This is a genomic window from Nonomuraea sp. NPDC049750, assembly GCF_040659625.1.
Lineage (GTDB): Bacteria > Actinomycetota > Actinomycetes > Streptosporangiales > Streptosporangiaceae > Nonomuraea.
The window spans coordinates 403,661-429,007 of the sequence record NZ_JBFANB010000003.1 but is presented as its reverse complement, the minus strand read 5'-3'; the positions used below and the strand labels follow the sequence as shown (position 1 = coordinate 429,007).

Below are 25,347 nucleotides of genomic sequence, written 5' to 3'. Positions count from 1 at the left end.
GCCCCAAGAGAGGGACGCCCTCTTCGGGGAGAGGATGCCGCGCTAGATGTCGGCCCTGATGGGGAGGCCCTGCCAGTCGCTGGCGCTGGTCACCGCGGCGGCGCTCAGTAGCGTGCCGCGGTGCAGGCGCTCCGGCGGGGTCAGGCCGTCCAGGGCAGCGCTGATGTAGCCGGCCACGAAGGCGTCGCTCGCGCCCGCGGTGTCGACGATCGGCACCTGCAGGCCGGGCGCGTCGTAGCGCATGCGGTCCGCCCGTACGCTCGCGCCCTTCAGGCCGCGGTTCACCACGACCTCGCGCTCCGGCGTGAGCGCGGGCTTGACCAGGTCGAGCTCGTCCTGGCCGAGGAAGAGCAGGTGGGAGGCGCAGGCCAGCTCGCTCAGCACCTCTTCGGCCTCGCGTACCGACGGCCAGAGCTCCGGTACGTAGTCGACGGCGAAGGAGATGGCCACCTCGGCGGTCTTGGCCGCGCTCACGGCCGTACGGACCGCCTCCAGGGTGTCCCTGCCGAGTCCCGCCGTCAGGCCGGTGACGTGCAGCATCTTCGCGGAGCCGATCCGGTCGATGGGCACGTTGCCAGGCTTCAGGCTCGTACCGGCCGATCCGGTGCGGTAGTGCGTGAGGCGCTGCTCGCGGCCCACGCGCGCCTCCCTGAGCAGCAGTCCGGTGTGCGCGCCCTCGATGACTCTGACGTCCGCCGCGTCGACGCCCTCGCCTCTCAGCACGGTGAGGACCCTGGCGCCCAGTTCGTCGTTGCCGACTTTGCCCAGGTAGGCGACCCTGTGCCCGAGCCGGGACAGGGCGATGGCGAGGTTGAGCTCCGGGCCGGTGACGTCCAACCGGGCTTCGGTCTCATGACGTACCCGGCCACTGGACACGACCCCCAGTGCCTCGCCGAGCGTGTAGACGTCGGTCATGGCGCAGACTGTAGTCGGTCAGGGAATCACAAATCGGATTTTTTGGTAACGGTCCTGGTCAAGACCGTGATCAAAGATTTTCTGTAACTTTAGCGAACTTTTTCCCCATTTTGTGCCTCAAAGTAGTAGTGGAGGTTGGCTATCCCGAGCCGGCCTCACCGAAACGGGGATACGAGAGGAATCAGCACCCTCATGAAGAACATCGCTGTAGGACTCGTCTCTGCCCTTGTGGGCGGGACGCTTCTGATTTCGGGCGCCGGGGCCGCGTCGGCTACGACGAAGGCTCCGACCGTCGATATCAGGGACATTTCACCGAACCCGGTCGTGGTCAAGGCCGGTAGCGAGACGGAGGCCTTCTTCAAGGTCGACGCCAGCTCGGACGTCGAGAAGGTCCAGCTCAGTGTGGAGCCGGTCAACCCGCGCGCCCGCACTCTGAGGGCCAAGGACGTCAACACGGTCGAGAGCTGGCGCTTCTCCGTCCCGTTCAACGAGAACGACCAGGACGGCAAGTGGAAGGCCACCGCCCAGGCGTTCGGCAAGGACGGCAAGGTCGTCGACACCGACACCGCGTTCTTCGCCGTCGAGATCCAGCAGGGCAAGGCGGAGACGCGCATCTCGCGCTTCAGCGCCGACCCGTCGAAGGTCCGCAAGGGCAGGACCATCTGGTTCTCCGGCCGTCTCCAGGTCAACGACGACGACCGCTGGAAGGGCGTCCGCGGTGAGCGGGTCAGCATCTTCTACAAGGCCAACGGCTCCAGCGGCTGGAAGTGGGTCGCCTCCGACCGTACCGGCTGGAACGGCAAGATCGAGGCCCAGACGCGCGCCTACAAGAGCGGCCTGTTCAAGGCCGTGTACGCGGGCGACGATGAGCTCGAGGGCGCCACGAGCGGCACCGACTACGTGCGGGTCGTCCCGCGCTGGTTCCGCTGAACTCACTGACTCCGCTGAGCGGAAGCTCGGCTAGTCACATCTGAGCGGAAGCCCGGTTCCCGTATGGGGGCCGGGCTTCCGTCTTGTCCGGAGCTTGACCGTTCTGCGCCGCGCCTTTCGTGAGAGAGGACAGCCGACGGGTAGCTTCGAGGTATGGCTGATGATCTGTTGAAAGAGTTCGATCCGTTCGACGGTTTCGACGCGGAGGCGGCCAGGCTCGACCGCTTCTTCGCCGGTCTCGACGACGCCGGATGGGCGCGGCCGTCGCGCTGCGAGGGATGGTCCGTCCGCGATGTCCTGGGTCATCTGGCGGGTGAGGAGTTGTACAACCACGCCTGCCTCGACGGCAACGTACAGGATCTGCTGGCCCGCCTCGCCAGGGAGGGCGTCAACGGCTTCCACGACTTCAACGAGTGGAGCGTACGACAGCGCCGGGACATGCCCGTCGAACAGGTGCTGGCCGAATGGCGGACCGAGAACGCCGACACCCGGCGCCGCATGCGCGAGCTCGGCCGGGACGCCTCGCTCGACACGATGGCCGGCCCGTACCCGGTGGGGTTGCAGGCCTTCCACTACGACTCCGAGTACGCCACGCACGCCGACGACGTCGGCGCGCCGGTGACGGAGGAGGAGGCCGAGGGCCGGACGCGCTGGCGGGTGGCGGTCGGCCGGTTCGCCCTGTCGGAGCAGGAGGCGGAGGTCCAGGTGGAACAGACGGCCGAAGAGCGGGTCGTGGTACGCACGGACGGGTTGAGCGCGACGCTGTCGCCGACGGAGTTCGTCGAGGCCACGGTGGGGCGTCTGCCTGACGGCCACGATCTCGACCCGCGGATCGCCTCGGCCCTGAGGTGCCTGGCCTGAGGTCAAATGTGTGTTCGCTCAGGCGGTGATGACAGCTAGCACGAGCAAAAGTACGGCGATCACCGCGAGCAGCGCGAGCAGCCAGATGTGCGCCCCGGCCCACGACTGCATGCGCTCGCGGTAGGCCCCCGCGTCCGACCCTGTCTCGATCTTGTTGATTGCGGCTACCCGCCGCGCCATGTCGGGGTCTTCCAGCTCAAGTGCCTGCTCGATTTCCCCGAGGATGCGGCGTTCCCTTCCAGATAGGCTCATTCTGACCACCATCACTCCACGCCGGTGAAAGCCATGTACCCACTAGTAACCGGCACATGCGGGCTTCCACCGGCGGAAGTAGCGATCAGACCTTGCCGTAGCGCTGCTTGAAGCGCTCGACGCGACCGGCGGTGTCGAGGACACGTCCGCGCCCGGTGTAGAAGGGGTGGCTCGCCGAGGAGACGTCGACGTCGACGACCGGGTAGGTGTGGCCGTCCTCCCACTCGACGGTCCTGTCACTCGTCAGGGTCGAGCGGGTGAGGAAGGCGAACCCGACGCTCGGGTCGCGGAAGACGACGGGCTGGTACGAGGGGTGCAGGTTCTTTCTCATGGCCCTTGCAACCGTACGACAATGGTTTTCATTCCCTCGATTCGGGATCGAGTCCGAGTGCCGCGCGGCCGCCGTCCACCGGGAGGGTCGCGCCCGTGACGAAGGCGGCGCCGTCCGAGAGGAGGTACGCCACCGCGTCGGCCACCTCGTCCGCCCCCGCGACCCTGCCGAGGGGGTGCAACCTGGCCATCTCCGCCTCGATTCCCGCCGCCACCTCGGGCGGCTGGGCGGCCAGGAACTCGGCGTACCTCTCCGTCGCCACCGAACCGGGCGCCACCGCGTTCACCCGGATGCCGCGCCTGCCGTACTCGACGGCTAACGCCCTGGTCAGGCCCTCGATGGCGGCCTTCGCGGTGGAGTACGGCAGGCTGCCGGGCACCGCTCTGCGCGCCTGGTGGGAGGTGATGTTGACGATGGCGCCACCCGTACCGGACTGGAGGAAGCGCCGCACGGCGGTGGCGCAGCCGACGACGGCGAGGTCCAGGTTGACGGCGATCAGGGCGCGGATCTCCGCGGTCGTGGCGGTGTGCACGGAGGCGTCCCTGAAGACGGCGGCGTTGTTCACCCAGCCGGACAGCCGGCCCGCGCCCTGGGCGAGGTCGGCGGCCCGCTCGGTGACCGTCTCGTCCGCCGCGTCGCCGACGACCGGGATCACCCGGGGGCCCGCCCAGTCCAGCGCGGCGGAATCGCGTTCGACGGCGACCACGGTGGACTCGTCCTTGAGGAGCCGTTCCACCACGGCCCGGCCGATGCCCCGGCCGCCACCTGTGACGACATAGGTGCGATTCATGTCACAGTGTCCATAGCTTGATGAACGGGAACGAAACCATTCGTGATCGCCTCGTCTGCTCGCTTGGTCGGTGCGCTGGCGATCACCCAGACCGCCGGATACGGCATCCTTTACTATGCTTTCTCGGTCTTCATCACCCCGATGGCTCGCGATATGCACGCGGGGGTCGCCGAGCTCACCGGCGCGATAACGCTGGCCGTGCTCGTGTCGGCGCTCGTGGCGCCGCCCATCGGCCGCTGGCTCGACCGGCACGGCGGGCGGGGCCTGATGACGGCGGGCTCCGCGCTCGGCGCGCTGGCCGTGCTCGCCTGGTCCCAGGTGCACACTCTGCCCCAGCTCTACCTGGTCTGCGTGGTGCTCGGCGTCGCCTCCGGAATGGTGCTGTACGAGGCCGCGTTCGCGGTGATCGTCGCCTGGTTCGACGCGGCGCGACGCTCGCGGGCCCTGCTCGCCGTGACCGTCGTGGCCGGCTTCGCCTCCAGCATCTTCCTGCCCTTGACCGGCTTCCTCGTCGATCGGTACGGCTGGCGACAAGCCCTGGTCATCCTGGCCGTCGGATACGCCTTGACGGCCGTACCCCTGCACTTCCTGGCGGTACGGAGCCGTCCCTCTTCCAAGGTCGTGGACCGGGGCGTCGTCGGGGCGGCGCTGCGGGAGCGGCCGTTCTGGCTGCTGGCGGTGGCGTTCCTGACGCAGACGGGCGCTGTGTCGGTCATGGGCGTGCTGCTGGTGACGTACCTGATCGCGCTCGGCCACTCGCCCCTCTTCGCGGCGACCGTGGCGGGCCTGCTCGGCGTGCTGTCGGTGACCGGACGGCTGGTGACCACGGGGTTGCAGGGGCGGTGGCCGGTCGCGCTGATCACCGCGACCGTGTTCGGGTTGCAGGGCGCCGCCGCGCTGCTGCTGCCGGTCGCCGGGCGAAGCGTGGCGGGCGCGATCTGCGGTGTGGTCCTGTTCGGGCTGGGGTTCGGGGTGGCGACGATCGCCCGTCCCGCGCTGCTCACCGAGCGGTACGGCACCAGCGCCTACGCGACGCTGAGCGGGGCCCTGGCCCTGCCGATCACCGTGGCCAAGGCCGTCGCCCCGCTGCTCGCGGCGGGCGTCGCGCAGCTGGCCGGGTACCCTGCGGTGATGGTGGCGCTGGCGGCGGCCTGCGGGCTCGGCGCTGTTTCCCTGGTGGCCTACGATCGCCGTGGGCGAACAGAGCGAACGGCCTCCGGCGAACACGTAAGGTAGCCGCATGGATACCCCCACCGAGGCTCTCCACCGCGTGTTCGGCTACGACTCGTTCCGGGCCGGGCAGCAGGAGATCATCGATCACGTCGTCGACGGCGGCGACGCGCTGGTGCTCATGCCGACCGGCGGCGGCAAGTCGCTGTGCTACCAGATCCCCGCGCTGGTCCGCGCCGGGGTCGGGGTGGTCATCTCGCCGCTGATCGCGCTGATGCAGGACCAGGTCGACGCGCTGACGGCGCTCGGCGTGCGCGCGGGGTTCCTCAACTCCACCCAGGACTTCGACGAGCGACAACGGGTCGAGGCGGCCTTCCTCGCCGGCGAGCTCGACCTGCTCTACCTGGCGCCGGAGCGGCTGCGGGTCGAGACGACGCTGCGGCTGCTGGCCAAGGGCGAGATCTCGCTGTTCGCCATCGACGAGGCGCACTGCGTGTCGCAGTGGGGACACGACTTCCGCCCCGACTACCTGGCGCTGTCGGAGCTGCACGAGCGCTGGCCGGAGGTGCCGCGCATCGCGCTGACCGCCACCGCCACCCCGGCCACCCACGCCGAGATCGCCTCGCGGCTCCGGCTGGAGCAGGCCCGGCACTTCGTGGCCAGCTTCGACCGGCCCAACATCCATTACCGCATCGCCACCAAGAGCGAGCCGAAGCGCCAGCTCCTCGACTTCCTGCGCACCGAGCACGAGGGCGACGCGGGCATCGTCTACTGCCTGTCGCGCTCCTCAGTCGAGAAGATCGCGGCCTTCCTGGTCGACAACGGCATCGCCGCCGTGCCCTACCACGCGGGCCTCGACAACCGCACCCGCGCCGCGCACCAGGCGCGCTTCCTGCGTGAGGACGGGCTGGTCGTGGTGGCCACGATCGCGTTCGGCATGGGCATCGACAAGCCCGACGTACGCTTCGTCGCCCATCTCGACCTGCCCAAGTCCGTCGAGGGCTACTACCAGGAGACCGGCCGAGCCGGGCGCGACGGGCTGCCCGCGTCCGCCTGGATGGCCTACGGGCTGCAGGACGTGGTCCAGCACCGGCGGCTGGCCATGGAGGGCGACGAGGCCCACCGCCGCCGCCAGGTGCTCCACCTCGACGCGATGCTGGCCCTGTGCGAGACGGTCGAGTGCCGCCGGGTGATGCTGCTCGACTACTTCGGGCAGAAGGACTCCAAGCCGTGCGGCAACTGCGACACCTGCCAGGCGCCGCCCGAGTCGTGGGACGGCACGGTCCCCGCCCAGAAGGTGCTGTCCACGGTGCTGCGGCTGCGCCGCGAGCGGGGGCAGAAGTTCGGTGTCGGGCAGATCGCCGACATCCTGCTCGGCAAGAAGACGGCCAAGGTGCTGCAGCACGGCCACGACTCGCTGAGCGTGTTCGGGGTGGGCGCCGAGTTGGGCAACACCGAGTGGCACGGGGTGGTGCGCCAGTTGCTGGCGCAGGGGCTGCTGGCCGTCGAGTCCGACTACGGCGCGCTGGTGCTCACTGACGCGAGCGCCGACGTGCTGCGCGGGCAGCGCGAGGTGCGGCTGCGCCGCGACCCCGAGCGGGCCGCGCGGGCGAAGACCGCCAAGACCTCCGGTAAGGACCGTCCCGTGGTGGAGCTGCCGGCCGATGCCGCGCCGATCTTCGAACGGCTGCGCGCGTGGCGGGCGGCGACGGCCAAGGAGCAGGGGGTGCCGGCTTACGTGATCTTCCATGACGCGACACTGCGGGAGATCGCGACGCTTTCGCCGTCGACGCTGGCGGAGCTGGGGACGGTCAACGGGGTGGGCGAGAACAAACTGGCCAAGTATGGCGAACAGGTTTTGGAAACGCTCGCGTCGTGACGGGTTCGCTCGTGGCGGGTGGCGGGTGGCGGCTTGTGGCGGGTGGCGGCTTGTGGCGGGTGGCGGTGGCGGCTTGTGACGGGCGGTTAGTGGCGGATGGCGGTCTGCTGGTGGGCGGCCGTTAGTGGGGGCGACGGCCGCACGAAGATCGGCCGTCGCCACCACGCTGCTCGCCCTGGTCTCGGCGCTGGGCTTCACCGCCGCGTCGACAGGGCCGCACATGCACTCATCGGTCTGGTACGGCCTGGGGTACAGGGCCGCCCTCGCACTCATGCGCCGCTATCCGTACCCGCATCTCGGCCGGATCATCCGTCGGCGAACCCCTGATTAACGAACAGATCACCCATCAGTGCTCTGTTTCCCCACAGATGGGTGGATAGCGATGACCAGCCGATGGGGCCGCCCACCCTCGGCCTGTTCGTCGTGATACTTGCTGACCAGCGCAGTAACCACCCCGGACAGCTCCTCGGCGAAGGCGGCACGGTCGGCGGCTGAGGCGAAGCGGACCTCGCCGTCGATGCCGAACGTCGCCACCCGCCTCTTGGCCTTCGTGGCCCCGGTGATGAGGGCGCCCACGTCGCGCACCAGCCGAGCGGCCAGGGCGAGCAGCCAGCGGGCCGAGAGCTGGTCGGGGGAACGGGACGGGTCGGGCTGGACCGCCGACAGGGCCGTCGGCGAGATGACGTAGGAGGCGGCCGATGCTTGCATGACGCGTTCGGTGCAGTTGCCCTTGCGCCGCTCTTCGACGAGTTCGACCAGACCGTGGCTTTCCAGGGCTCGGAGGTGGTAATTCACCTTCTGCCTGGCCAGACCGACCTTGGCGGCCAGCATCGTGGCCGAGCCCGGCTCGGCGAGCTCGGCCAGCAGCCGGGCGCGTACCGGATCCAGCGACGCCTCGGCGGCGGCCGGGTCCTCGATCACCGCGACTTCGTACATGGCTCCACGCTGACACCGACAATTAATGCTGTCAAGCTACTTCCTGTTGTCAGCCCAGTGGGGGTCGCGGCCCAGGTAGGCGAGCAGACGGTCCTGAGCCGGGGCTCGGGGGGCGGCGTTCAGGGGTAGGGCGAAACGGGCCGGACGGTCGGCATCTGTGACGAAGAGCCGGGCCAGCGGGAGGAGCTCGGCCGCCACGTCGTCCGGGATGGGACGGGGGTGGCCGCATGTTTGGGCCACGTCCCAGGCGTGCACGGCCACCTCGACGGCGCCGACGGCGGACACCAGCGCGGCCGTCAACGGGCAACCGCCGACGGAGACCATCGCGTCCTTGGACCCCGCCCAGGCGCGGAGAAGGCTGGCGGTGCGGTGTCGCAAGCTGTCATGGTCATCGCCGTGACCGTCGCCGCCACCGCCGTGACCGTCATGTCCGCCATGACCGTCGCGTCCACCGCCGCCGCCGTCGCTGCCATCGCGTCCATCGCCGCAGTCATGACCGTGACCGTGACCGTGGCCATGGCTGTCGCCGTGGCGGTCGTTACCGTCGTCGCTCAGCGGGGGGACGAGGGCGACGTGTCCTAAGGCTGCGGCTTCCGTCAGTGCCGCGAACGAGTCGTTCGTATGTGCCAGCAACGTCCGTAGGTCCCAGCCACGGCACGGGGTTGGACGGTCCAGATCGGCGGACGTGACGAGGCGCAGGCAGCTCAGCGCGTAGTCGGAGGCCCGACCCAGCAGGGCGACCCCGCCGAGCCAGGCGTCACCGGCGGTGTCGGCGTGGGTCGTGGGTGGGGGCTTTCGCATATACGCCTCCTTCTCTTCTGTGCAGACAAGGCGGCGAGGGGAAAGTCACCGGCCAGGACGTGACGGTTCCGGTGGCCGACTTCGTGTGTGCGCGTGCGAGCTCGCTGACCCCACTGACCGCCCGCAGGCGCCTTGGTTCCGTTCAAGCAACATCCTTCTCACCAACAGCGACCGTTCCTTCCGCCCCAGAGCTCTACTCTGGAGGTCGAGCGGGAGGACTTCTCATGAGCGTGCTCGGCAGGCTGTTCGACAGGTTCCTCGGGCTGCCGGAGGCGGTGGTCGATGATGTGGCGGTCACTCGTGATCTGCGGGTCTCGATGCCCGACGGCGTGGCGCTGCTCGCCGATCGCTACCGGCCGCGCGGCGCCGGGCCGCTGCCCGTGGTGTTGATGCGCACGCCGTACGGAAAGCACCGGATCGACGCGAAGGCGTTCGCGAGCGTGCTGGTCAGGCGCGGGATGCAGGTCGTCGTCCAGAACACCCGGGGCGTCTTCGGCTCCGGTGGCCGCTTCCACGCCTTTCACCAGGAGAAGGACGACGGCCTTGCCACGGCGGCCTGGTTACGCGCGCAGCCGTGGTGTGACGGGCGGCTGGCCATGGCGGGGGCCAGTTATCTCGGGTACACGCAGTGGGCGGTCGGGCCCTACCTGGATCCGCCGCTGGAGGCGATGGGACTCGGGATCACGACCAGCGAGTTCGTCAGCACGTTCTATCCGGGCGGCGTGATGGGCCTGCACAACACGCTGGCCTGGTCGGCGCTGATCGGCACCCAGGAGGAGGCGCCCCTCGGCGGGCTGCTGCCCGACCCCCGACAACAGCGGCGCGTACGGCGGGCCATGGCGCACGTCCCCATCGGCACGTCCGACCTGGCGGCGATCGGCAAGCCCGTACCGTTCCTGCGCGAGGTGGCCGCGCACGCCGAGCCGGGCGACGACTTCTGGGCGGCCACCGACCACCGCGCGGCGGCGGCCGAGATGACCACGCCGACGAGCATGGTGACCGGCTGGTGGGACCTGTTCCTGCCCGCGCAGCTGCGTGACTTCACCGCGCTGCGGGAGGCGGGGCGGCGCAGCCGGATCACGATCGGCCCATGGGGCCATGATTCGGGCGCGCTGCGTGCCGTGCTGATCGATCAGGTGTCGTGGCTGTCGGCGTACCTGCTCGGCGACACCGCCCAACTGCACCAGGCACCGGTACGCCTCTACCTGCAGAAGGCCAACCGCTGGCTGGACTTCGACCAGTGGCCGCCCGCGGAGTCCACGCCCACTCCGCTCTACCTGGGCCACGGCCGGGGGCTCGGCTGGGAGGTGCCGGAAAAGAGCTCTTCTGACACGTTCGTCTATGACCCGGCGCACCCCACGCGGTCACCAGGCGGTCCGATGCTGTCCGCCCAAGAGACCGGACAGCGCGACAACCGGGAGGTGGAGCGCCGTTCCGACGTGCTCGTCCACACCACCGCACCGCTCCCCCGCGATCTCGACCTGGTCGGTCCGGTCTCGGCGGTCGTGCACGTACGCACCGACACGGGGCATGCCGACCTGTTCGTACGGCTCTGCGACGTCGATCCCGCGGGCGTCTCCCGGAACGTCACGGACGGCATCGTGCGCCTGCCCCAGGACTCGCAGACTGTGACCCGGGCGGAGGTCGAACTCCACCCGACCGGCTACCGCTTCCGCAAGGGCCACCGCCTGCGGGTGCAGGTGGCAGGAGGCGCGTTCCCGAGGTTCGCGCGCAACCATGGGACCGGGGAGCCGGCGGCGGAGGCCGTACGGACACGGCGTACTCGCTTCGAGATCTTTCATGGTCAGGAATATCCCTCCGCATTGATCCTTCCCATCCTCGGAAATAGATAAATGCCACAAATGCCCCTCCCTTACAGTCATGGTCAATTATCCGAGGCGAGAGGGAAGTAGCCTCTTAGCATGGATCCAGATCGTGGTCGTCACGAATGGGGCGATCGAGGCAGAAAACGAACAGTCATCACAGGCTGCCTGATGGTCTGCGGCATCGGCGCCATTATCTGGCTCATTGCCCTGGGCGTGATCTGGTATTTCTTTTTACGATCATAAAGCTCTCCCAGGGCCTTGGGGCGGACTGGGTGAAGGGATCTTCATGCTTGCGATGGGGCAGATGTCCCCGTGGCGGACGTCACTGCCCGTTGCGCTCGTGGCACAGGGTGGCGACTGCGGGCAGTCGCACGGTCAGTACGGCGGCCCGGCGGACAAGGCGCTGGGGATGCCTCAACGATGGTGACGCGAGCGGCTCACATCTCATGCATGCGGCGTTCGTGCCGGAAAAGCACTGGTCCAGGGAGCGGCCTTGAAGCCGAAAACCTATGTCGCCGCTGGCTTAGCAGTGCTGTTCGCTGCCTCGTTAGGCCTGCTCTATCCGGCGATCGGCGAATTCACTGGCTTCTACTGCGCTCCCCGCAAGCTTCACGACATCCGGCCGCCGGCGGATAGCGCCTCTCCCGAAGACACGGTAAGGGCCTACCTGCAGGCGGTCGTGGCGAGGGACATCGACGTCGCCCGCCGCTTGTCCACCCCAGAATTCGCCGATCGTGAGGAGTCCTTCGCCGACAGTGCCTTCTGCGACTGGACCGATATCACGGCCATGACGATCTGGCCGGGGCATCCGGATTCGGATGACACAGGCAGGTACACCACGGTTATACAGGTGTCCGTGAAACTCGAGCTGCAAAAGCGGGGTCGAGAAGCGTCTGATGATTTCAGCTGGGGTTACTGGCTCGAAAGAGAGTCGCCCACGGAGAGATGGCGCATTTTTGAATCGGGAGAGGAATAGGACCTTGACCGCTTCCGCGAGACGGGGCGCCGCCGGCTCCGGGCACTGATCGCGAAGGCATCCGGTGGAACGGGATGGAACGCCTTTCAGACGTAAGCCCCAACGATCGAAGCTCGGGGAGATCCTATGAAGTACCTGACCAAAAAGCTGCTGGTCGCGCTGGCTGCGACGACGCTGGCCGGTTCCGGCATCGTCGCGGGTGCCCTCGTCGCCGCTCTGCCCGCCTCCGCCGACGCCTCCACCAGCATCAACGCCGGGATCGGCGCGCTGTTCGACGGGTTCGGCAAGGGCATCGAGGAGGACGCCGCGCTCGCCAGCGCCGAGGCCGCTGCCAGGCAGAACGCGTTGAACCACGGGTTCACGTCGTGCGAGGTGTTCGAGTCGGTGACGTCCCAGGACGCGCGTTCGCATGTGTGGTTCGCGATCGTCACGGTCCGCTGCGAGGACGCGTCGTAGGGCGCCAGCTGAATACAGGTGCCAGCCGACTACGGGTGCAGCTGAGTACGGGCGTCAGCCGAGTATGGGCACCAGCTGGGTACGGGCCTCTCGCTCCATGGGCGGGAGGCCCGTTGGCCTTCTAAACCGCCGAACCTGAACCAGGAACCTCTTGCCGCTCTCCGGAGTAGGTGTCGTGAGAGCGAAGGAGGTTCGATGAGGCGGATGACAATCGGAGCGGTGCTCATAGTGGTCGCGGGGTGCGCCACGGGCGGGACCGGGTCGCCGAGACCGACTGAGGCCGGGACGCCGACCAGGGCGGAGACACCGGCCGTGTCACAGAAGCCGACGCCCGCCGCCACCAGGGAGGCGTGCCACGGGACGCCGCTGCTCACCTATCAGGACGGGTTTCCCGAGGTACAAGGCACCTCGCGGGACGCTGAGGTGTGGGGGCTGCTGTTCGCCCCGGTTCCGTTCAACCGGGGCAAGGAGGTCAAGATCGTGTGGCGGATGACCGGTGAAGGGCCGCTGAAGGTCACGGCCGCGCTGCCCGACGGCACCCGCGCGAAGCCCACGTTCGGTCCCGAGCAGCACGGGGGCTCGTCCTGGCGGCGGCCGGGTGAGGAGTGGGGCACGGGCTTCGTCTTTCCCAAGGCCGGCTGCTACCGGGTGAACCTCACGCGGACCCGCGGATCCGGACACCTGTGGCTGCCCGTGAGATGACTCCGCCGCAGGGCATCAAGGAGCGTGGAGTCAGTGGCCGAGGACGCGGTCGATGAACGTCGTGACGTCCGTCAGAACCTCGTCCCGGTTCGTCTCGTTGAACACCTCGTGCCGGGCATCGGGATAGATCCGCTCCGTCAGGTCGTCGCCGCGGATCGTCTCGATGCCGGTACGGCTTGAGGTCAGCGGCACGAGCTGGTCGTCGGCGCCGTGGATCCAGAGCGTCGGCAGGCTGCCGAGCGAGCCGCCCTTGGCGATCGTGGCGATCGTCGTCGCGAACGCCTCCAGCGTGGGCCGCTTGAACGGTCCGTGCCAGACCAGCGGATCCTCGGCGTAGGCGACGCCCACGGCCGGGTCGCGGGAGAGCGTGGCCGGGTCGATGGGGATGTCGGGCAGTTCGTCAAGGGCGAGCAGGACGGGGATCACCTCCCATTCGCCGATCACCGGGCCCGACAGTACGAGCGCGACCAGCCCGTCGCCGTAGCGCTGGGCGTAGCGGGCGGCGATCATGCCACCCATCGAGTGGCCGATCAGCACGACCGGTACGCGCGGGTGGTCGGCTCGGGCCTGTTCCTCCACGGCGTGTACGTCGGTGACCACGTCCTCGAAGTCCACGACCAGCACCCGGTCGCCTTCCGACTTGCCGTGGCCGACATGGTCGAGCCCGTACACCGCGGCGCCGTGCCGGACCAGGCTGTCGGCCACGTACTCGTACCGGCCGATGTGCTCACCGTACCCGTGGACCAGGATGGCGACGTAGCGCGGCTGCTCGTGGGGCCACTCGCGCACCACGTTCGCGGCGCGGGTGCCGGTGAAGGTGCGTTCCCTCGACGTGGCCATGTCACTCCCTGTGCCCGAATTGCGGCGAGCGTACGCCCGATCCGGCTGATCGGTCCAGGAGGCCTGCGCCAAACCATGAAAACTTGTGCCATGCGTGACAAGCGTGGCGAAAACTGTTTTAATCCCACGCTAGGTGCCACCGGGGCGGCACAGGCCCCGAGTGACCGTTTTTCCTCGAAATCACGGCTTCGTGGGAAAGGCAGGCCCGTGGGAGCTCCAAGTGGCGAAGTCATCGTCACGGGCGGTCTCGGTTTTATCGGCTCACATCTGGTGGACGCGTATCTCGCCGCGGGCCACCGAGTAATGATCATCGACTCCAACGCGGGTGCGGTGATCGACGGCGAGGACTACGACGCCGACCCTCGCTGCACGGTCGTCCGGCAGCGGGTGGAGGACTATCTGGCGGCGGGCGGCGACTTCGCGGGGGCCGATCGCGTCATCCACGCGGCCTCGTACGTCGGCCCCGCGAGCATCCTGTCCAGGGCGGGCCGGCTCGGCCACGACATCATCGGCAGCACCGCCCCTGTCATCGACGCCTGTATCCGGGCGGACGCGCCGCTGTGCATGTTCAGCTCGGCCGAGGTGTACGGCCGCAGCGGCGTGCTCGACGAGAAGGACGACATCGTCGTACCGACGCAGTACAACACCCGCATCGAGTACGCCATCGCCAAGACGCTGGCCGAGGCGATGGTCTCCAACAGCCGCCAGCACGGGCTGCGCGGGATGGTCATCCGGCCGTTCAACGTGGCGGGGGCGCGGCAGTCGCGGGCGGGCGGGTTCGTCATGCCCACGTTCGTCCAGCAGGCGCTGGCCGAGAAACCGATCACCGTGTTCGCGGGCGGTGAGCAGGTCAGGGCGTTCATCGCGGCGAGCGACCTGACCGGGTTCCTCATCGACTACATGGACGCGGCGCTGAACTGCGATGACATCATCATCAATGTCGGCAACCCGGCGAACGCCGTCACCATCATGGAGCTGGCCCAGCGGGTGAAGGAGTTACTCGGCAGCCCGTCGCCGATCGTCAGCGTCGACGGCAGGAGCGTGCACGGGCCGTACTACGCCGAGGCCGAGTCGTTCCACAAGATCCCGGCGCTGCGGGCGGCGACCGACCTCGGCTGGCGGCCCCGGATCGCGCTCGACGAGCTGATCCTGAGCACCGCCGAGTACTATCGCGCCCGCGAAGACCGGAGGGCAGTGAATGCGCCGCTTTGACCGTGTGCTGGTGATCTCCCCGCACGCCGACGACGAGGTACTCGGCTGCGGCGGCCTGATCGCCGCGCAGGTCGAGGCGGGGGCCGAGGTCCACGTCCTGTATCTGGCGGTCGACGGCATGCGGCACTACGGCCTCGACGGTGCCACCAGCTATCGGCAACGGCTGGCGGAGATCGAGGCCGTACGGGCCACGCTGGGCTTCTCGTACGACATCGCGTACGGCGACATGGACCTGACCGAGCGGCTGGACACGCTGCCGCGCAGGGAGCTGGTCGACCTGTTCGAGCGGACGCTGAACGAGCGGCGGCCCGACCTGCTCCTGCTGCCCAGCTTCGCCGACTACGACCAGGACCATCTGGCGGTGTTCGGCGCCGGGTTCGCGGCGGCCCGGCCCATCGCCCAGCAGTTCGGCAAGTGGCTGGTGCCGACTGTGCTGCTGTACGAGATGTCGAAGATCCAGTGGGCCGCCGAACCGATGCCGCGATCGACGGCCTTCTGCGACATAAGCGCCTATATGGAACGCAAACTGGAGGCGCTGCGCGGCTACCAGAGCCAGCACCGGCCCTCCCCGCACATAAGGAGCGAGGAGTCGGTGACGGCGCTGGCGACACTGCGTGGCGCGGAGATCGGTGTCACGCACGCCGAAGCGTTCGGGGTGCTGAGGGAGGTCTTATCAACTACCACTGGCTGAATCTGGTGGTTTGCTCTCGCGGTCCCGTCTGGGTGAGGGGAGGCCGGTAGCGTGTGGCTGGTTGATGGCAGCCCAGTCCGCTATGCCGCGTGTGGTGATGTTGCGGGCTGCGATGTGGTCGGCGTGCCCAGCGGGGCCACACCCGATGCAGACGAACCGGCCTCGCGCCGGCCGGTTCGCCCTGCTGATGTGCCCGCACTCCGGACAGGTCTGCGAGGTGTAGGCGGGGTCGACCGGCACGAAGGCGATCCCGGCTCGGGCGGCCTTGTAGCGGGTGAAGGTGGTCTGCTGGGCGAATGCCCAGTTGTGCAGGGTGCGCCGCTGGAGCCGGTGAGCCCTTACCCGGCTGCGGATACCCTGAAGGTCTTCCAGGGCGACGCCGCGGCCGGTGCGTTCGGCTTCGCGCACCACGAATGTGCTGATTTGGTGGTTGAGGTCGGTCATCAGCCGGCGCTCACGCCCGGACAGGCGGCGCAGCACCCGCCGCGCCGCCGCCGTGCCCTTCTTCTGCAGGCGTCGGCGTTGACGGTGGCGCCGTTCTCGCAGGGTTCGGACGTGGCCGTTGCCGCCGATCGGCCCGGCCAGGGCGGGGCCGGGCAGCACCGCGCCATCGGAGGTGACCGCCAGGTTCGCCACCCCCTGATCCACCCCCACAAAGCCGCCGACCGGCTCACGCACCACCGGCTTCGCCAGCGTGACCGCGACCTGCAGCAGCCACACGCCGCGCCGGCAGACCAGGTCCGCCTCGCCGAGAGGCAGTGCCTCGATGGCTTTGAGGCCTTCCGGCCGGCCGGTGTAGGGGACGGTGACGCGGCCGGTGGGGGTCCACAGGGACACGGTGCGGGCGTCCCGGTTGAAGCTCATCAGCCGGGCGTCGTAGGGGACCGCGCCGTGCGGGCGGAAGATGTGGGCGCGTTTCTTGCTGGCGCGCCGGTTGGCATACGCGCCGGCGACCCGGGCGATCGCCCGTACGGCCGCTTGCGCGCCCAGCCCGGCCACCTGCCCGCGCACCTCGTAGTAGGCCAGCCGATGCAACTCCACCACCGCGAAAGTGCGGTGCTGCCAGGCCAGGCGGGAGACGACGGTGGCCGCCTGATTGCACAACAGCACCGCCCTCGCCAGCGCCTCAGCCTGGACCGGGGTAGGCGTGAGCCGCAGTTGCACGATCGTGGGCAGGCCGTGGCGTTTGGTCGCGGAGCGGCGGATCGCCATCGCGCACCTCCTGTCACAGCTTCCTCACTCACCGCACATATTACCGAACGTGACCGAGTCTTTCCATACTGTTTTCGAGAGGAGGGGTGGCGCTTCCTCCCGGCCCTGAAGGACCGGGTCTCCGCGCCACAATTCAGGTGAAGACGTTCGCGTTCGCCACGGGCATGGAGTTCGCCGCACCCGCCGTGGACGTACTGGCCGCGCAGGGCACTCCCCCGTCGCTGCTGATCGGCTACCCGCCCAAGCTGCAGCACCGCTCCGGGTACGCGCCGCTGCGGGAAGCGTCCGAGAAACACGGGATCCCGCTGCTGGAGACCGCCGACATCAACGACGGCGAGGCGTACGAGCGGGTCAAGGAGATGGACCTGTTCGTGATCGCCGGGTGGTCGCAGCTCGTACGCGAGCCGCTGCTGTCGGTCTGCCCGCTCGGGTCCATCGGCCTGCACCCCACCCGCCTGCCGGAGGGCCGAGGACGCGCCGCGCTGCCGTGGACCATCATCAAGCGGCTCACGACGAGCGCGGTGAGCCTGTTCTTCCTCGACGAGGGCGCCGACACCGGGGACCTCATCGCGCAGCGGGAGTTCACGATCAGCCGCCGCGACGACGTCACCGAGGTGTACCGCAAGGTCACCGAGATCAACATCGAGCTGCTCGCCAAGTACGTGCCGCTGCTGCTGGCGGGACAAGTGGTGGCACGACCGCAGCCCCCGGGCGGCTCGTGGTGGGACAAGCGCCGTCCGGAGGACGGGGTGATCGACTGGTCCAAGCCGGCCGACGACCTCTACGACTGGATCCGCGCGCTGGCCGCGCCGTATCCGGGGGCCTTCACCTTCGTCGGTGGCCGCAAGCTGTTCGTGCACAGCGCCGACCTGATCGAATACGGCGGCCAAGAGCCGCCCGGCAGCGTACTCGCGCCCGTCTGGTCCACCGGCGTCGCCGGAGTGCTGGTGGCGTGCGGCTCGGGGCTGCTGGTCGTCCGCGAGGTGCAGTGGGACGGCGGGAAGCGGCGCGACGCCCTTGACCTGCTGGAGTCGGGCGAGCTCGCGGTAGGCGCATGCCTGGGCACGTGAGGCCGATGCCTGGGCACGTGAAGTTGACCGGGGCTGTGATGGCGCATCCCCAGCGTAGGGAGGCGGCCGTCCGGCTGGCCGGTGGCGTCTTCGACGTCGTCACCGATCCCGATCCGGCGGGGCGTCCGTCGGCGTTCCGTACCTCGCTGCTCGCCTGGTCCAGCATCCCTTCGGACGCCACGCACCATCTGCTGCTGCATGACGACATGGTGCTTTCGAGAACGTTCTTCGAACGCGCCGAGAGTGCCGCCCGCGCCCTGCCGCACGCCGCGCTCGCCCTGTTCGCCTTCTGGAACTCGCGCAACGGCGCCGCCGTCCGGCAGGGCGCGCTCGCCGGGGCGCGGTGGGTGCCGGGGGCCGGTGAGTACACGCCGGTGGCGGCCCTGCTGCTGCCCAGACAGGTCGCGGGCGGGTACGTGGAATGGGCCCGCGACCGGGGCGACACCTGGCCCGACGACGTGCTCATGGGGCGGTACCTGCGTCAGGCGGGGGTGCCCGTGTTCGTGGCGGTGCCGAGCCTGGCCGAGCACGAGGACCTGGCGAGTCTGGTGGACAACGACTTCCAGGGGCTGCGCCGCTCTTCCTGCTTCTTTGCCGACGACCCGCAGGGCTCCTACCCCGACGACCCGCAGGGCTTCTCTCCCGACGGCTCGCAGGCGGGCCGGTCCTCCGAGGAGATGGTGCTCGGGGAGCTGCCGGTGATCCCGTTCTTCAAGCGTGGGGTGGCCCAGTGCGCCGTCCGCGTCCCTGGGACCGGGCGGTGGCGGGACATCCGCTGCGAGGACTACCTGGCGGGGCTGGGCATCGACGCCGAGTCACTGCGGACCAGGGCGGCGACCCGGCACTGGCCGCTCTGGCTCACGGCCTACACAATGGGCATCGTCCACGGCTGGACCGGTGGAGAAAGTGCCCCGGATGTCGCTGGGGACAACGCCGATCCGCGCGGTGTGGACCCGCGCGTGCTGGACCGTGGTGACATGCGTGGCGGGATGCGTGCCGACCCGCGCGTGCTGGACCGGGCGCTCGCCACGATGGGTCCTGGCGGGCTCTGCCATGAGCTCGGGGCCCGGGAGCTCGCCCGGCTCGCGCCCGAGTGGCATGAGGCGGCCCGCGCGGGCCTGGAGGCGGGCTTGGCCGACCGGCCCGGACACCGTCCCCGGGCCTTCGCTGACCGCCCTGTGGTGGCTCTGACGGGTGCCGACACGTTCGTCCGCGACCACCTGGCGGGCGCGCTCGCGGACCACGGCTACCGAACGGTCGGTCCCAAGGCGGGCGCCGCCGTGGTGGTGCACGTCTGCGCGCTCGGCTGGGACGAGGACGCCGACCCGGAGGAGGAGCTGCGCCTGGCGCGAGCGGCCTTCGCCGACGCACGCGGCGGCGTCCTGCTCAGCTCGTGCGCCGTCTACGGGGACGGAAAGCACGCCCCCTCACCCACGCTCGGGGATGCCGCTCCCTCCCCACCACTCGCCGGCGCGCCCGCTGCCACGCCGCTGGTGCGGGCCATACGGCAAGTGGAGGAGGCGGCGGTTGGCGCCGTGGTGCTGCGGTTGGGCGAGCCCTACGGGCCCGGGATGCCGCAGCGGGGCGCGGTCGCGGAGCTGGTGCTGCGGTCGTCGCTCAACCGTCCCGCGCCCGTCACGGGCCCTCCCGCGCAGTTGGTGCACGTCCAGGACGTCGCTCGCGCGGTGCTGGCGGCGCTGGTGGGGAATCCGGTGTCGCGGGTGTTCAACATCGCCAACCCGGAACGACTGAGCATGCGGGAGCTGGCCGAGGCGGTGTCAGGGGCGGTGCGGCCGCTGGACGTCGAAACGTCAGACGACCCGCCGAAGCCGCCGATCGATGTTGAGCGGGCCGCCGCCGAGCTGGGCTGGCGGGCGAGCGTGACACTGGACTACGGGCTGCACACCTGCGCCCAGTGGCTGGCCTACGAAAGCGACCGCCCGTAGAAGCGGTCTACGAAAGCCACCGCTCCCAGAAGCGGCCCTCGTGAGTGACCGTCCGTAGAAGCGGCCTCCGTGCGATCCCCGGCGACACGCCCCGTCCAAGACCCGCCCCTGCAGACGCTCGCCGCCTAACCTGCAGAAACAGAGTCGTACGAAGATTCACTGTCCGTAGGACGTGACCGGCCGTCGCCGACCAACTGTACGGAGAGACATGACCTACGAAGCCAACCTTGCCGCCCAGCAACGCTTCGCCACCGCGGTGATGAGCGGCGACTTCGCCATCTTCGACGAAGTGGTCGCGCCCGATGCCGTGGACCACGATCCCGCCCCCGGGCAAGGGCCGGGTCCCGACGGTTACAAGGCGATGTTCGGCGAGATGCGCGCCGCGTTCCCAGACCTGCGCGTCGAGGTCGAGCACCTGATCGCCACCGATGACGAGCTGGCCTTCGCCTACACCATCAGCGGCACCCACCTAGGCGACCTCATGGGACATCCGGCCACCGGCAAGAAGGTGAGTTACCGCGGCATGCAGATCAGCCGCTTCGCCGACGGCAAGCTGGTGGAACGGTGGGGCAGCAGCGACCAGCTCGGCATGCTCGGCCGGCTCGGTCTCCTCTGACCCCACTCTCACCGCCAGGAGAGGCCGGTCCCCGGTCCGGTGCCGATGAGTCGTCCGGCGGAGGCGGCGAGGACGGTGTGGCCCTCGGCCGGGCCCAGGTCCTGCCAGGCGGTCTCGTGTCGCTCAGCGGGTCTGGTCAGGATCCGGTCGGCGGAGGCGGCGAACAGGCGCCCGTTCATCGCGGTCAGGCTCACCGCGCCCCCGGCCGAGCCCGCTCGGGACCAGTCGTGGGTGTCCAGGCGCCGGATCGGGAGGTGCCACAGCTCGCCTGCCGATGTGACGGCGAACAGGCCCTCGTCCACGGCGGCCAGGCCGGTGGTGCCCTCGGGGGCCCGGCTGACGTCCTGCCAGGTGGACCTGGTCAGGACGGGGTCGCGATAGCGGATCGTGCCGTCGGGAGCCACCCCGTACAGGCCGGCGGGTGGGCCGCCGTGCGCCTCCCGAGGGGCCGCCAGAGCGATCACGTCGGTCTCGTCGATCACTCGCCATGGCAGGTTCTGGCCGGAGATGTCGCGGACGGCGAGTGTTCCGTCCGAGCAGGCGGCGAAGAGCCGGTTGTCGCAGGCGGCCAGCGCACGCGTCCCGTGGGCACCATCACGCGTGCCACCGGCACCATCACGCGTGCCGCCGACACCATCGACGCCATGAGAAGACGACTCGCGAGGAGATGGGCAGGTTGGGGCGGGGCCGATCGGGTCCCAGGTGGGTGGGTGGCTTGGGGGGTGGGACAGGCGGTCGAGGATGTTTCGGGTGATTCTGTCCAGGACAGGGTCGTGGAGGGTGTTGCCCCAGTTGATGGTGCCGGCGTTGAAGACCGTCCCCGCGCCGAGGCGGTGTACGCCCATCGTGGCCGCGCCGCCCTTCCCGTACCGGCGCCAGTGGCTCAGGTCGGCCGTGGCGAGGACGACGAACGACGGTGGCGTGCCGTCGCGGCCCGTCGCACTCGGCACCCCGTCCACCCATTCGAGGTCGGCGGCGTCCGTCTCGTAGCCGAGCGCGCCCGTGCCGAAGGCGTCGCCGTCGGCCAGCCCGGTGCCGTCGAACACCCAGTGGCCGGCGAAGCGGGCCGTGTACGACTCGTGGGCCATCACCCGTGAGTCGACCCAGCAGCCCGCGCCGTTCCGGAAGGTGAGGCCGGTCAGGGTGTTCTCCGGGCGGTTGACGGGTTCGCTGGGCCATTCGACGGTGGCCCGGCCGGGGTCGGCGGCGGCGAGGGGGTCGGCGACGGCGTCGCGGTAGCAGACCATCGTGCGGAGGTCGTCCTCGAAACGGACCTGCCACCAGCAGGTGTTGCCGGAGAATATGGCGATATTTCCACCGGCCCGCGCGAACGCCTCCACCGCGTCCCGCATCTCCCACGACCAGTACTCGTCGTGCCCGTTGATCACCAGCAGCCGGTAACGGCTCAGCAGGTCGAGACCGTCGTGCAGGTCCATCCCCGAGCAGTAGTCGACCGTATAGCCCGACGGCCCGAGCCACCGCAGCAGCCCCAGCTCCCACTCCTCGATCTGCGGCCCCGCCCCCGGCCGGTCGAAGCTGACCTTGACCGCCCGATCGGGCTGCTCGGCCTGGTAGAGCCCTTCACCGGGCACGCCGGGCCGGTTGTACGCCTCCCAGGTGGGAAAGGGAATCGCCACCATAACCGGCGAAGCGGGCACAGCCGCACGTACGACGAAATATGCGGACTCGTCGCTCAAGACGGCGCGGTAGAGCGAGCTGGGCCAGTCCGTGCCCACCTTCAGTGTCCAGGTGTCGCCCTCGGCCGTGTCCTGGAGCATGACCCGCCCCGACGGCACGTCCTCGACGGTGATCGGGCCGCCGCCCCCGAGCAGGTGGAACCGGAGCGACTCCCCCTGCACGCACGACGTGGCCGCCGCGTACAGGCTCATGCGAACGCCGCCTCGACCAGCGTCGACTCCATGTCGTACAGGAAGCGTTCGATCCCCGGCGGCGCGAGCAGCCCGGTGTCGGCGTACAGCGACACCTCCATCCGCCCCGGCTCGCCGCCGACGTGCAGCCGGAAGTCGCAGATGTTGCGGTCCATGGTGTCCGTCCAGACCAGGTCGGTGCGCTCCATCGAGGCGCGTACGGCCTGTTCGTCCAGACCTGTCGCCTCGTCGCGCTGCACCAGCCGCTGGTCGTTGAAGCAGCCGAACGACCTGATCCCCGCCCCCATGCCCGACACCGCCTCCTCCATCGCGTACGGGTCGAACTGGGCCTGCCGGTAGGCCCGTAAGGCCACCTGCCAGCCCTGCCGTACCAACTCCCCGAAGTCCGGCGTACGCAGGTCGAGCAGGACGAGTCCTTCCTGCGAGATCGTGGAGACCACGTCGCGGCGCTCGGCCGCGAACCGGTTGTTGACGATCACCCGCATGCCGCAGAACCGCTGGCCCGTGAGCCGCCCGGCGAGCCGGATCGCGGCCGTGAGCAGCACCGTCGAGGAGCTCACCCGCTCGCGGGCGGCCACGGCCTGCGCCGCCGCGGCGATGGCCGCGGAGGTCATCGTGGCCTCCCAGAAGCGGGGGCGCCGCGGGACGTCCGCCAGGGTCACGGGATCGATGCGCCGGTATTCGGCCGTCCAGAAGGCCAGAGCCTCGTCCGACGTGCGCTTGCCCTCGGCCGAGCGCTGCCACTCGGCCAGTTCGCGCGGCGTGGCGCTCTCCGGCGGTGGCAGCGAGTCGCGCAGCAGGAGCAGCCGGAAGTCCTTCACCAGGAGATCGGCCGCGTGCCCGTCGGCGGCCAGATGGCAGAGCACCAGCACGACATGCCGGACATAGTCGCCGGTCACGAGGAACGCCACCCGCAGCGGCCACTCCTCCCAGTAGTCGAACGGCTCGCCCGACAGCCGGTCGCACACCACCTGAGCGGATTCGTCCGTCACCTCGACGTACGGCCGGGCGATGGGCGAGATCCGCTGCCGGGGGCAGTCGCGCGGCCCGCTGAGCCGGGTGCGCAGCGCCTCGTGCCGGGCGACGAGGTCGTCCAGGGCCTTGACGGCGCGTTCGACGGTGACGGGCCGCTTCGGCGCGGCGAAGATCCGGCCGATGTTGAGATAGTGCTCCTGGGGCCGCGCCGCCACCACGGCCCGCCAGATGTCCTGCTGCCCCCAGGTCAGCGGCGACTCAAGCATGGAGCCGTAAGTAGTCCACCAGCTCGTCCAGGCTGTCGGCCGAGGTCATGTCGAGTTCGATGCCGAACTCCGCCTCCACCGCGTCGATCAGCCTGAGATAGCCGAGCGAGGTGACGCCGAGATCGGCCAGCCGGGTCTCCCCGGCCAGCACGTCGGCGGCCTCGACCGCGCCGTCGGTGGCCTCGGCCACCATGTCCGCGAGGCGTCCGCGTAGATCCCCGTCCGTCTGCACCTGGCGAAGCCCTCCCGTTTCCAGGGAAATCCGGGGCGAGTGTGTCACGCGGGGCCTGACGGCGGCAAGCGTCTGGCGGTAAGGGGTTGACGCAATTGTGCATTTTTTCTAGCGTCTTGCGACATCCCGATAATAATTTTGGGGGGTGGTTCAGTCGGCCCGTCCTGTCCCTGCTCTGCTGAGCTCACGAGCCGCCACCGACCCCGACCACGAGGCCCTCATCGTCGCCGGAACGGGCGGCCTGACACTCGGTGAGTGGGACGAGCGCTCTGACGCCGCCGCCCATCGCCTGCTCGACCAGGGCGTACGGCCAGGAGACCGAGTCGCGCTGGTGTTCGGCGGCCGTGACTGGCTCGACTACGCGGTGAGCTGGATGGCGGTGTTGAAGGCGGGCGCGGTCGCGGTCCCGCTGTCGGACCGCTTGGCCGAGCCGGAGCTGGCCCGCCTGATCAAGCACTGCGGGGCGACGACGATCCAAGCGGGAACAGCCGCGATCCGGAGCGGCGACGAGCTCGGCGGCCCGACCGGCCCGGTCCCGGTCAACGTCGATCCGCTCGGCTACGCCCAGATCCTCTACACCTCCGGCACCACCGGGCAGCCCAAGGGCGTGGCGGCCAGCCACGCGAACCTCACCTCTCCGCCCGTACACCCCAAACGCCGCCCGTTCGCTCACTCCAGGCATCTCGTGCACGCCTTCCCCATCGGCACGAACGCCGGCCAGGTCATGCTGCTCCACGCGCTGAGCGCCGCCCCCACCGTGGTCACGCTGCCGCTGTTCACGCCGGCCCGCTTCGCGGCGCTCATCGAGTCGTACGCGGCCGGGACCGTGTTCGTGGTGCCCGCGATGGCCATCGAACTACTCGGCGCGCGCGTCCAGGACCGTCACGACCTGTCGAGCGTGCTGCTGCTCGGCTCGGCCGCCGCCGCGCTGCCGCCGAGGGTCGCGGCCGAACTGACCGAGGCGTTCCCGAACGCGACGGTCGCGAACTACTACACCTCGACCGAGGCGGCCCCCGCCCAGACCGTCATGATCTACGACCCCGACCGGCCGGGCGCGCTCGGGCACGCCGCCGGCAGCCTGCGGATCATGAACGCCGACGGCGACCCGGCCCCGCCCGGCGAGAGCGGCGAGGTGTGGCTGCGCGCCGCCGCGCACTCCCGCTCCTACTACCGCGAGCAGCGGCAGGACACCTTCCAGGACGGCTGGGTACGCATGGGCGACCTCGGCTACCTGGACGACGACGGCTACCTGTACCTGGTCGACCGGGAGAGCGACGTCATCAAGTCGGGCGCCTTCAAGGTCTCGACGCTCCAGATCGAGGCCGCGCTGCACGAGCATCCGGCCGTCTCCGAGGCGTCGGTGTTCGGCGTGACGCATCCGGTCATGGGCATGGTGGTGGCGGCGGCGGTGGTGCCCCGCGAGCCGGTGACGCTGGCCGGCGTACGCGCCTTCCTGGCCGAACGGCTCGCCCAGCACGAGCTGCCGACCCGGCTGCTGTGCATGGACACGCTGCCCAGGAACGCCGCCGGAAAAGTGATCAAGCGAGAACTGCGCAGTATGGCAGAGGAGTGA

At 69.7% G+C, this 25,347-nt stretch carries 27 protein-coding genes; 16 read left to right on the top strand and 11 right to left on the bottom strand.

All coding sequences use genetic code 11. From position 1 onward, the window contains the following. Positions 1-42: 42 nt before the first annotated feature. Positions 43-915, bottom strand: a complete 873-nt coding sequence (locus AB0J16_RS10480) for a sugar kinase (protein WP_358536929.1) — start codon at positions 913-915, stop codon at positions 43-45. 324 nt (positions 916-1,239) lie between these two features. Here AB0J16_RS10480 and AB0J16_RS10475 point away from each other — a divergent pair, with 324 nt between their 5' ends. Further along, complete coding sequence (locus tag AB0J16_RS10475) at positions 1,240-1,845, top strand: hypothetical protein (protein ID WP_358536927.1); 606 nt, start codon at positions 1,240-1,242, stop codon at positions 1,843-1,845. A 153-nt stretch (positions 1,846-1,998) separates the two neighbouring features. Further along, entirely contained in the window at positions 1,999-2,706 is a 708-nt protein-coding gene (locus tag AB0J16_RS10470) for a maleylpyruvate isomerase family mycothiol-dependent enzyme (RefSeq protein WP_358536925.1), read from the top strand. An 18-nt stretch (positions 2,707-2,724) separates the two neighbouring features. Here AB0J16_RS10470 and AB0J16_RS10465 read toward each other — a convergent pair whose 3' ends face one another. From AB0J16_RS10465 to AB0J16_RS10455, 3 genes are all read right to left on the bottom strand, one after another. Beyond that, positions 2,725-2,958 (bottom strand): DUF3040 domain-containing protein, encoded by a 234-nt coding sequence (locus AB0J16_RS10465; RefSeq protein WP_358536923.1) that lies wholly within the window; start codon positions 2,956-2,958, stop codon positions 2,725-2,727. Between the two features lie 85 nt (positions 2,959-3,043). Then, the gene (locus AB0J16_RS10460) at positions 3,044-3,289 is read right to left on the bottom strand and encodes a type B 50S ribosomal protein L31 (protein WP_219526926.1); all 246 of its coding nucleotides are present in this window, start codon (positions 3,287-3,289) and stop codon (positions 3,044-3,046) included. 28 nt (positions 3,290-3,317) lie between these two features. Then, on the bottom strand, positions 3,318-4,079 hold the full coding sequence (locus AB0J16_RS10455) for an SDR family NAD(P)-dependent oxidoreductase (RefSeq protein WP_358536920.1): 762 nt from the start codon (positions 4,077-4,079) through the stop codon (positions 3,318-3,320). Positions 4,080-4,142: 63 nt separating this feature from the next. Between AB0J16_RS10455 and AB0J16_RS10450 the strand changes: the two genes are divergently transcribed. From AB0J16_RS10450 to AB0J16_RS10440, 3 genes are all read left to right on the top strand, one after another. Continuing rightward, on the top strand, positions 4,143-5,315 hold the full coding sequence (locus tag AB0J16_RS10450) for an MFS transporter (protein ID WP_358536918.1): 1,173 nt from the start codon (positions 4,143-4,145) through the stop codon (positions 5,313-5,315). 4 nt (positions 5,316-5,319) lie between these two features. Then, entirely contained in the window at positions 5,320-7,128 is a 1,809-nt protein-coding gene (recQ, locus tag AB0J16_RS10445; protein WP_358536915.1) for a DNA helicase RecQ, read from the top strand. Positions 7,129-7,252: 124 nt separating this feature from the next. Continuing rightward, positions 7,253-7,459, top strand: a complete 207-nt coding sequence (locus AB0J16_RS10440; RefSeq protein WP_358536913.1) for a hypothetical protein — start codon at positions 7,253-7,255, stop codon at positions 7,457-7,459. An 8-nt stretch (positions 7,460-7,467) separates the two neighbouring features. Here the strand turns inward: AB0J16_RS10440 and AB0J16_RS10435 are convergent, their stop codons facing one another. Both AB0J16_RS10435 and AB0J16_RS10430 read right to left on the bottom strand, forming a co-directional pair. Then, positions 7,468-8,064, bottom strand: a complete 597-nt coding sequence (locus AB0J16_RS10435; protein ID WP_357942381.1) for a helix-turn-helix domain-containing protein — start codon at positions 8,062-8,064, stop codon at positions 7,468-7,470. 36 nt (positions 8,065-8,100) lie between these two features. Then, positions 8,101-8,865, bottom strand: a complete 765-nt coding sequence (locus tag AB0J16_RS10430; RefSeq protein WP_358536911.1) for a maleylpyruvate isomerase N-terminal domain-containing protein — start codon at positions 8,863-8,865, stop codon at positions 8,101-8,103. 224 nt (positions 8,866-9,089) lie between these two features. On the opposite strand from AB0J16_RS10430, the gene AB0J16_RS10425 reads away from it, so the two are divergent. The 5 genes from AB0J16_RS10425 (at position 9,090) to AB0J16_RS10405 (ending at position 12,825) form a co-directional block, all read left to right on the top strand. Further along, positions 9,090-10,718, top strand: a complete 1,629-nt coding sequence (locus AB0J16_RS10425; RefSeq protein WP_358536909.1) for a CocE/NonD family hydrolase — start codon at positions 9,090-9,092, stop codon at positions 10,716-10,718. A 69-nt stretch (positions 10,719-10,787) separates the two neighbouring features. Beyond that, positions 10,788-10,934 carry a hypothetical protein gene (locus AB0J16_RS10420; protein ID WP_358536907.1) on the top strand — a complete coding sequence of 49 codons (147 nt, stop codon included), beginning with the start codon at positions 10,788-10,790 and terminating at the stop codon, positions 10,932-10,934. A gap of 250 nt (positions 10,935-11,184) precedes the next feature. After that, on the top strand, positions 11,185-11,667 hold the full coding sequence (locus AB0J16_RS10415; protein WP_358536905.1) for a hypothetical protein: 483 nt from the start codon (positions 11,185-11,187) through the stop codon (positions 11,665-11,667). 126 nt (positions 11,668-11,793) lie between these two features. Continuing rightward, positions 11,794-12,123: a hypothetical protein gene (locus tag AB0J16_RS10410; protein ID WP_358536903.1), complete on the top strand. Its 330-nt coding sequence runs from the start codon at positions 11,794-11,796 to the stop codon at positions 12,121-12,123. A gap of 195 nt (positions 12,124-12,318) precedes the next feature. Continuing rightward, positions 12,319-12,825, top strand: coding sequence for a hypothetical protein (locus AB0J16_RS10405; protein WP_358536901.1), 507 nt, complete (start codon positions 12,319-12,321; stop codon positions 12,823-12,825). Positions 12,826-12,855: 30 nt separating this feature from the next. On the opposite strand, the gene AB0J16_RS10400 is transcribed toward AB0J16_RS10405, so the two are convergent. Further along, on the bottom strand, positions 12,856-13,665 hold the full coding sequence (locus AB0J16_RS10400) for a lysophospholipase (RefSeq protein WP_358536898.1): 810 nt from the start codon (positions 13,663-13,665) through the stop codon (positions 12,856-12,858). A 75-nt stretch (positions 13,666-13,740) separates the two neighbouring features. Here AB0J16_RS10400 and AB0J16_RS10395 point away from each other — a divergent pair, with 75 nt between their 5' ends. Together AB0J16_RS10395 and AB0J16_RS10390 are read left to right on the top strand one after the other, a co-directional pair. Then, on the top strand, positions 13,741-14,877 hold the full coding sequence (locus tag AB0J16_RS10395; protein ID WP_358536896.1) for an NAD-dependent epimerase/dehydratase family protein: 1,137 nt from the start codon (positions 13,741-13,743) through the stop codon (positions 14,875-14,877). Beyond that, entirely contained in the window at positions 14,864-15,568 is a 705-nt protein-coding gene (locus AB0J16_RS10390; protein ID WP_358536893.1) for a PIG-L family deacetylase, read from the top strand. Before AB0J16_RS10395 ends, AB0J16_RS10390 begins: the two co-directional genes overlap by 14 nt. On the opposite strand, the gene AB0J16_RS10385 is transcribed toward AB0J16_RS10390, so the two are convergent. Continuing rightward, entirely contained in the window at positions 15,551-16,780 is a 1,230-nt protein-coding gene (locus AB0J16_RS10385; protein WP_358536891.1) for a transposase, read from the bottom strand. The two genes, AB0J16_RS10390 and AB0J16_RS10385, sit on opposite strands and share 18 nt — an antisense overlap. 137 nt (positions 16,781-16,917) lie before the next feature. On the opposite strand from AB0J16_RS10385, the gene AB0J16_RS10380 reads away from it, so the two are divergent. The 3 genes from AB0J16_RS10380 to AB0J16_RS10370 all read left to right on the top strand — a co-directional run bounded on the left by AB0J16_RS10380 (position 16,918) and on the right by AB0J16_RS10370 (position 20,412). Then, positions 16,918-17,850 carry a methionyl-tRNA formyltransferase gene (locus tag AB0J16_RS10380; protein WP_358536889.1) on the top strand — a complete coding sequence of 311 codons (933 nt, stop codon included), beginning with the start codon at positions 16,918-16,920 and terminating at the stop codon, positions 17,848-17,850. A gap of 38 nt (positions 17,851-17,888) precedes the next feature. Then, complete coding sequence (locus AB0J16_RS10375; RefSeq protein ID WP_358536887.1) at positions 17,889-19,796, top strand: NAD-dependent epimerase/dehydratase family protein; 1,908 nt, start codon at positions 17,889-17,891, stop codon at positions 19,794-19,796. Between the two features lie 208 nt (positions 19,797-20,004). Then, positions 20,005-20,412, top strand: a complete 408-nt coding sequence (locus AB0J16_RS10370) for an ester cyclase (RefSeq protein ID WP_358536884.1) — start codon at positions 20,005-20,007, stop codon at positions 20,410-20,412. Between the two features lie 8 nt (positions 20,413-20,420). Here the strand turns inward: AB0J16_RS10370 and AB0J16_RS10365 are convergent, their stop codons facing one another. From AB0J16_RS10365 to AB0J16_RS10355, 3 genes are read right to left on the bottom strand one after another with little or no spacing between them, the layout of a single operon-like run. After that, the gene (locus AB0J16_RS10365) at positions 20,421-22,301 is read right to left on the bottom strand and encodes a N,N-dimethylformamidase beta subunit family domain-containing protein (RefSeq protein ID WP_358536882.1); all 1,881 of its coding nucleotides are present in this window, start codon (positions 22,299-22,301) and stop codon (positions 20,421-20,423) included. Beyond that, entirely contained in the window at positions 22,298-23,542 is a 1,245-nt protein-coding gene (locus AB0J16_RS10360; RefSeq protein WP_358536881.1) for a condensation domain-containing protein, read from the bottom strand. Before AB0J16_RS10360 ends, AB0J16_RS10365 begins: the two co-directional genes overlap by 4 nt. Further along, complete coding sequence (locus AB0J16_RS10355; protein WP_358536879.1) at positions 23,535-23,774, bottom strand: acyl carrier protein; 240 nt, start codon at positions 23,772-23,774, stop codon at positions 23,535-23,537. Before AB0J16_RS10355 ends, AB0J16_RS10360 begins: the two co-directional genes overlap by 8 nt. Positions 23,775-23,919: 145 nt before the next feature. On the opposite strand from AB0J16_RS10355, the gene AB0J16_RS10350 reads away from it, so the two are divergent. Continuing rightward, complete coding sequence (locus AB0J16_RS10350) at positions 23,920-25,347, top strand: AMP-binding protein (RefSeq protein ID WP_358536878.1); 1,428 nt, start codon at positions 23,920-23,922, stop codon at positions 25,345-25,347.

Coding starts and splice junctions, on each gene's coding strand:
- AB0J16_RS10480 (WP_358536929.1), bottom strand. CDS start 915: ATGACCGACGTCTACACGCTCGGCGAGGCACTGGGGGTCGTGTCCAGT.
- AB0J16_RS10470 (WP_358536925.1), top strand. CDS start 1,999: ATGGCTGATGATCTGTTGAAAGAGTTCGATCCGTTCGACGGTTTCGAC.
- AB0J16_RS10465 (WP_358536923.1), bottom strand. CDS start 2,958: ATGAGCCTATCTGGAAGGGAACGCCGCATCCTCGGGGAAATCGAGCAG.
- AB0J16_RS10460 (WP_219526926.1), bottom strand. CDS start 3,289: ATGAGAAAGAACCTGCACCCCTCGTACCAGCCCGTCGTCTTCCGCGAC.
- AB0J16_RS10455 (WP_358536920.1), bottom strand. CDS start 4,079: ATGAATCGCACCTATGTCGTCACAGGTGGCGGCCGGGGCATCGGCCGG.
- recQ (WP_358536915.1), top strand. CDS start 5,320: ATGGATACCCCCACCGAGGCTCTCCACCGCGTGTTCGGCTACGACTCG.
- AB0J16_RS10435 (WP_357942381.1), bottom strand. CDS start 8,064: ATGTACGAAGTCGCGGTGATCGAGGACCCGGCCGCCGCCGAGGCGTCG.
- AB0J16_RS10430 (WP_358536911.1), bottom strand. CDS start 8,865: ATGCGAAAGCCCCCACCCACGACCCACGCCGACACCGCCGGTGACGCC.
- AB0J16_RS10425 (WP_358536909.1), top strand. CDS start 9,090: ATGAGCGTGCTCGGCAGGCTGTTCGACAGGTTCCTCGGGCTGCCGGAG.
- AB0J16_RS10420 (WP_358536907.1), top strand. CDS start 10,788: ATGGATCCAGATCGTGGTCGTCACGAATGGGGCGATCGAGGCAGAAAA.
- AB0J16_RS10410 (WP_358536903.1), top strand. CDS start 11,794: ATGAAGTACCTGACCAAAAAGCTGCTGGTCGCGCTGGCTGCGACGACG.
- AB0J16_RS10405 (WP_358536901.1), top strand. CDS start 12,319: ATGAGGCGGATGACAATCGGAGCGGTGCTCATAGTGGTCGCGGGGTGC.
- AB0J16_RS10400 (WP_358536898.1), bottom strand. CDS start 13,665: ATGGCCACGTCGAGGGAACGCACCTTCACCGGCACCCGCGCCGCGAAC.
- AB0J16_RS10395 (WP_358536896.1), top strand. CDS start 13,741: ATGAAAACTTGTGCCATGCGTGACAAGCGTGGCGAAAACTGTTTTAAT.
- AB0J16_RS10390 (WP_358536893.1), top strand. CDS start 14,864: ATGCGCCGCTTTGACCGTGTGCTGGTGATCTCCCCGCACGCCGACGAC.
- AB0J16_RS10385 (WP_358536891.1), bottom strand. CDS start 16,780: ATGGCGATCCGCCGCTCCGCGACCAAACGCCACGGCCTGCCCACGATC.
- AB0J16_RS10375 (WP_358536887.1), top strand. CDS start 17,889: ATGGCGCATCCCCAGCGTAGGGAGGCGGCCGTCCGGCTGGCCGGTGGC.
- AB0J16_RS10370 (WP_358536884.1), top strand. CDS start 20,005: ATGACCTACGAAGCCAACCTTGCCGCCCAGCAACGCTTCGCCACCGCG.
- AB0J16_RS10365 (WP_358536882.1), bottom strand. CDS start 22,301: ATGAGCCTGTACGCGGCGGCCACGTCGTGCGTGCAGGGGGAGTCGCTC.
- AB0J16_RS10360 (WP_358536881.1), bottom strand. CDS start 23,542: ATGCTTGAGTCGCCGCTGACCTGGGGGCAGCAGGACATCTGGCGGGCC.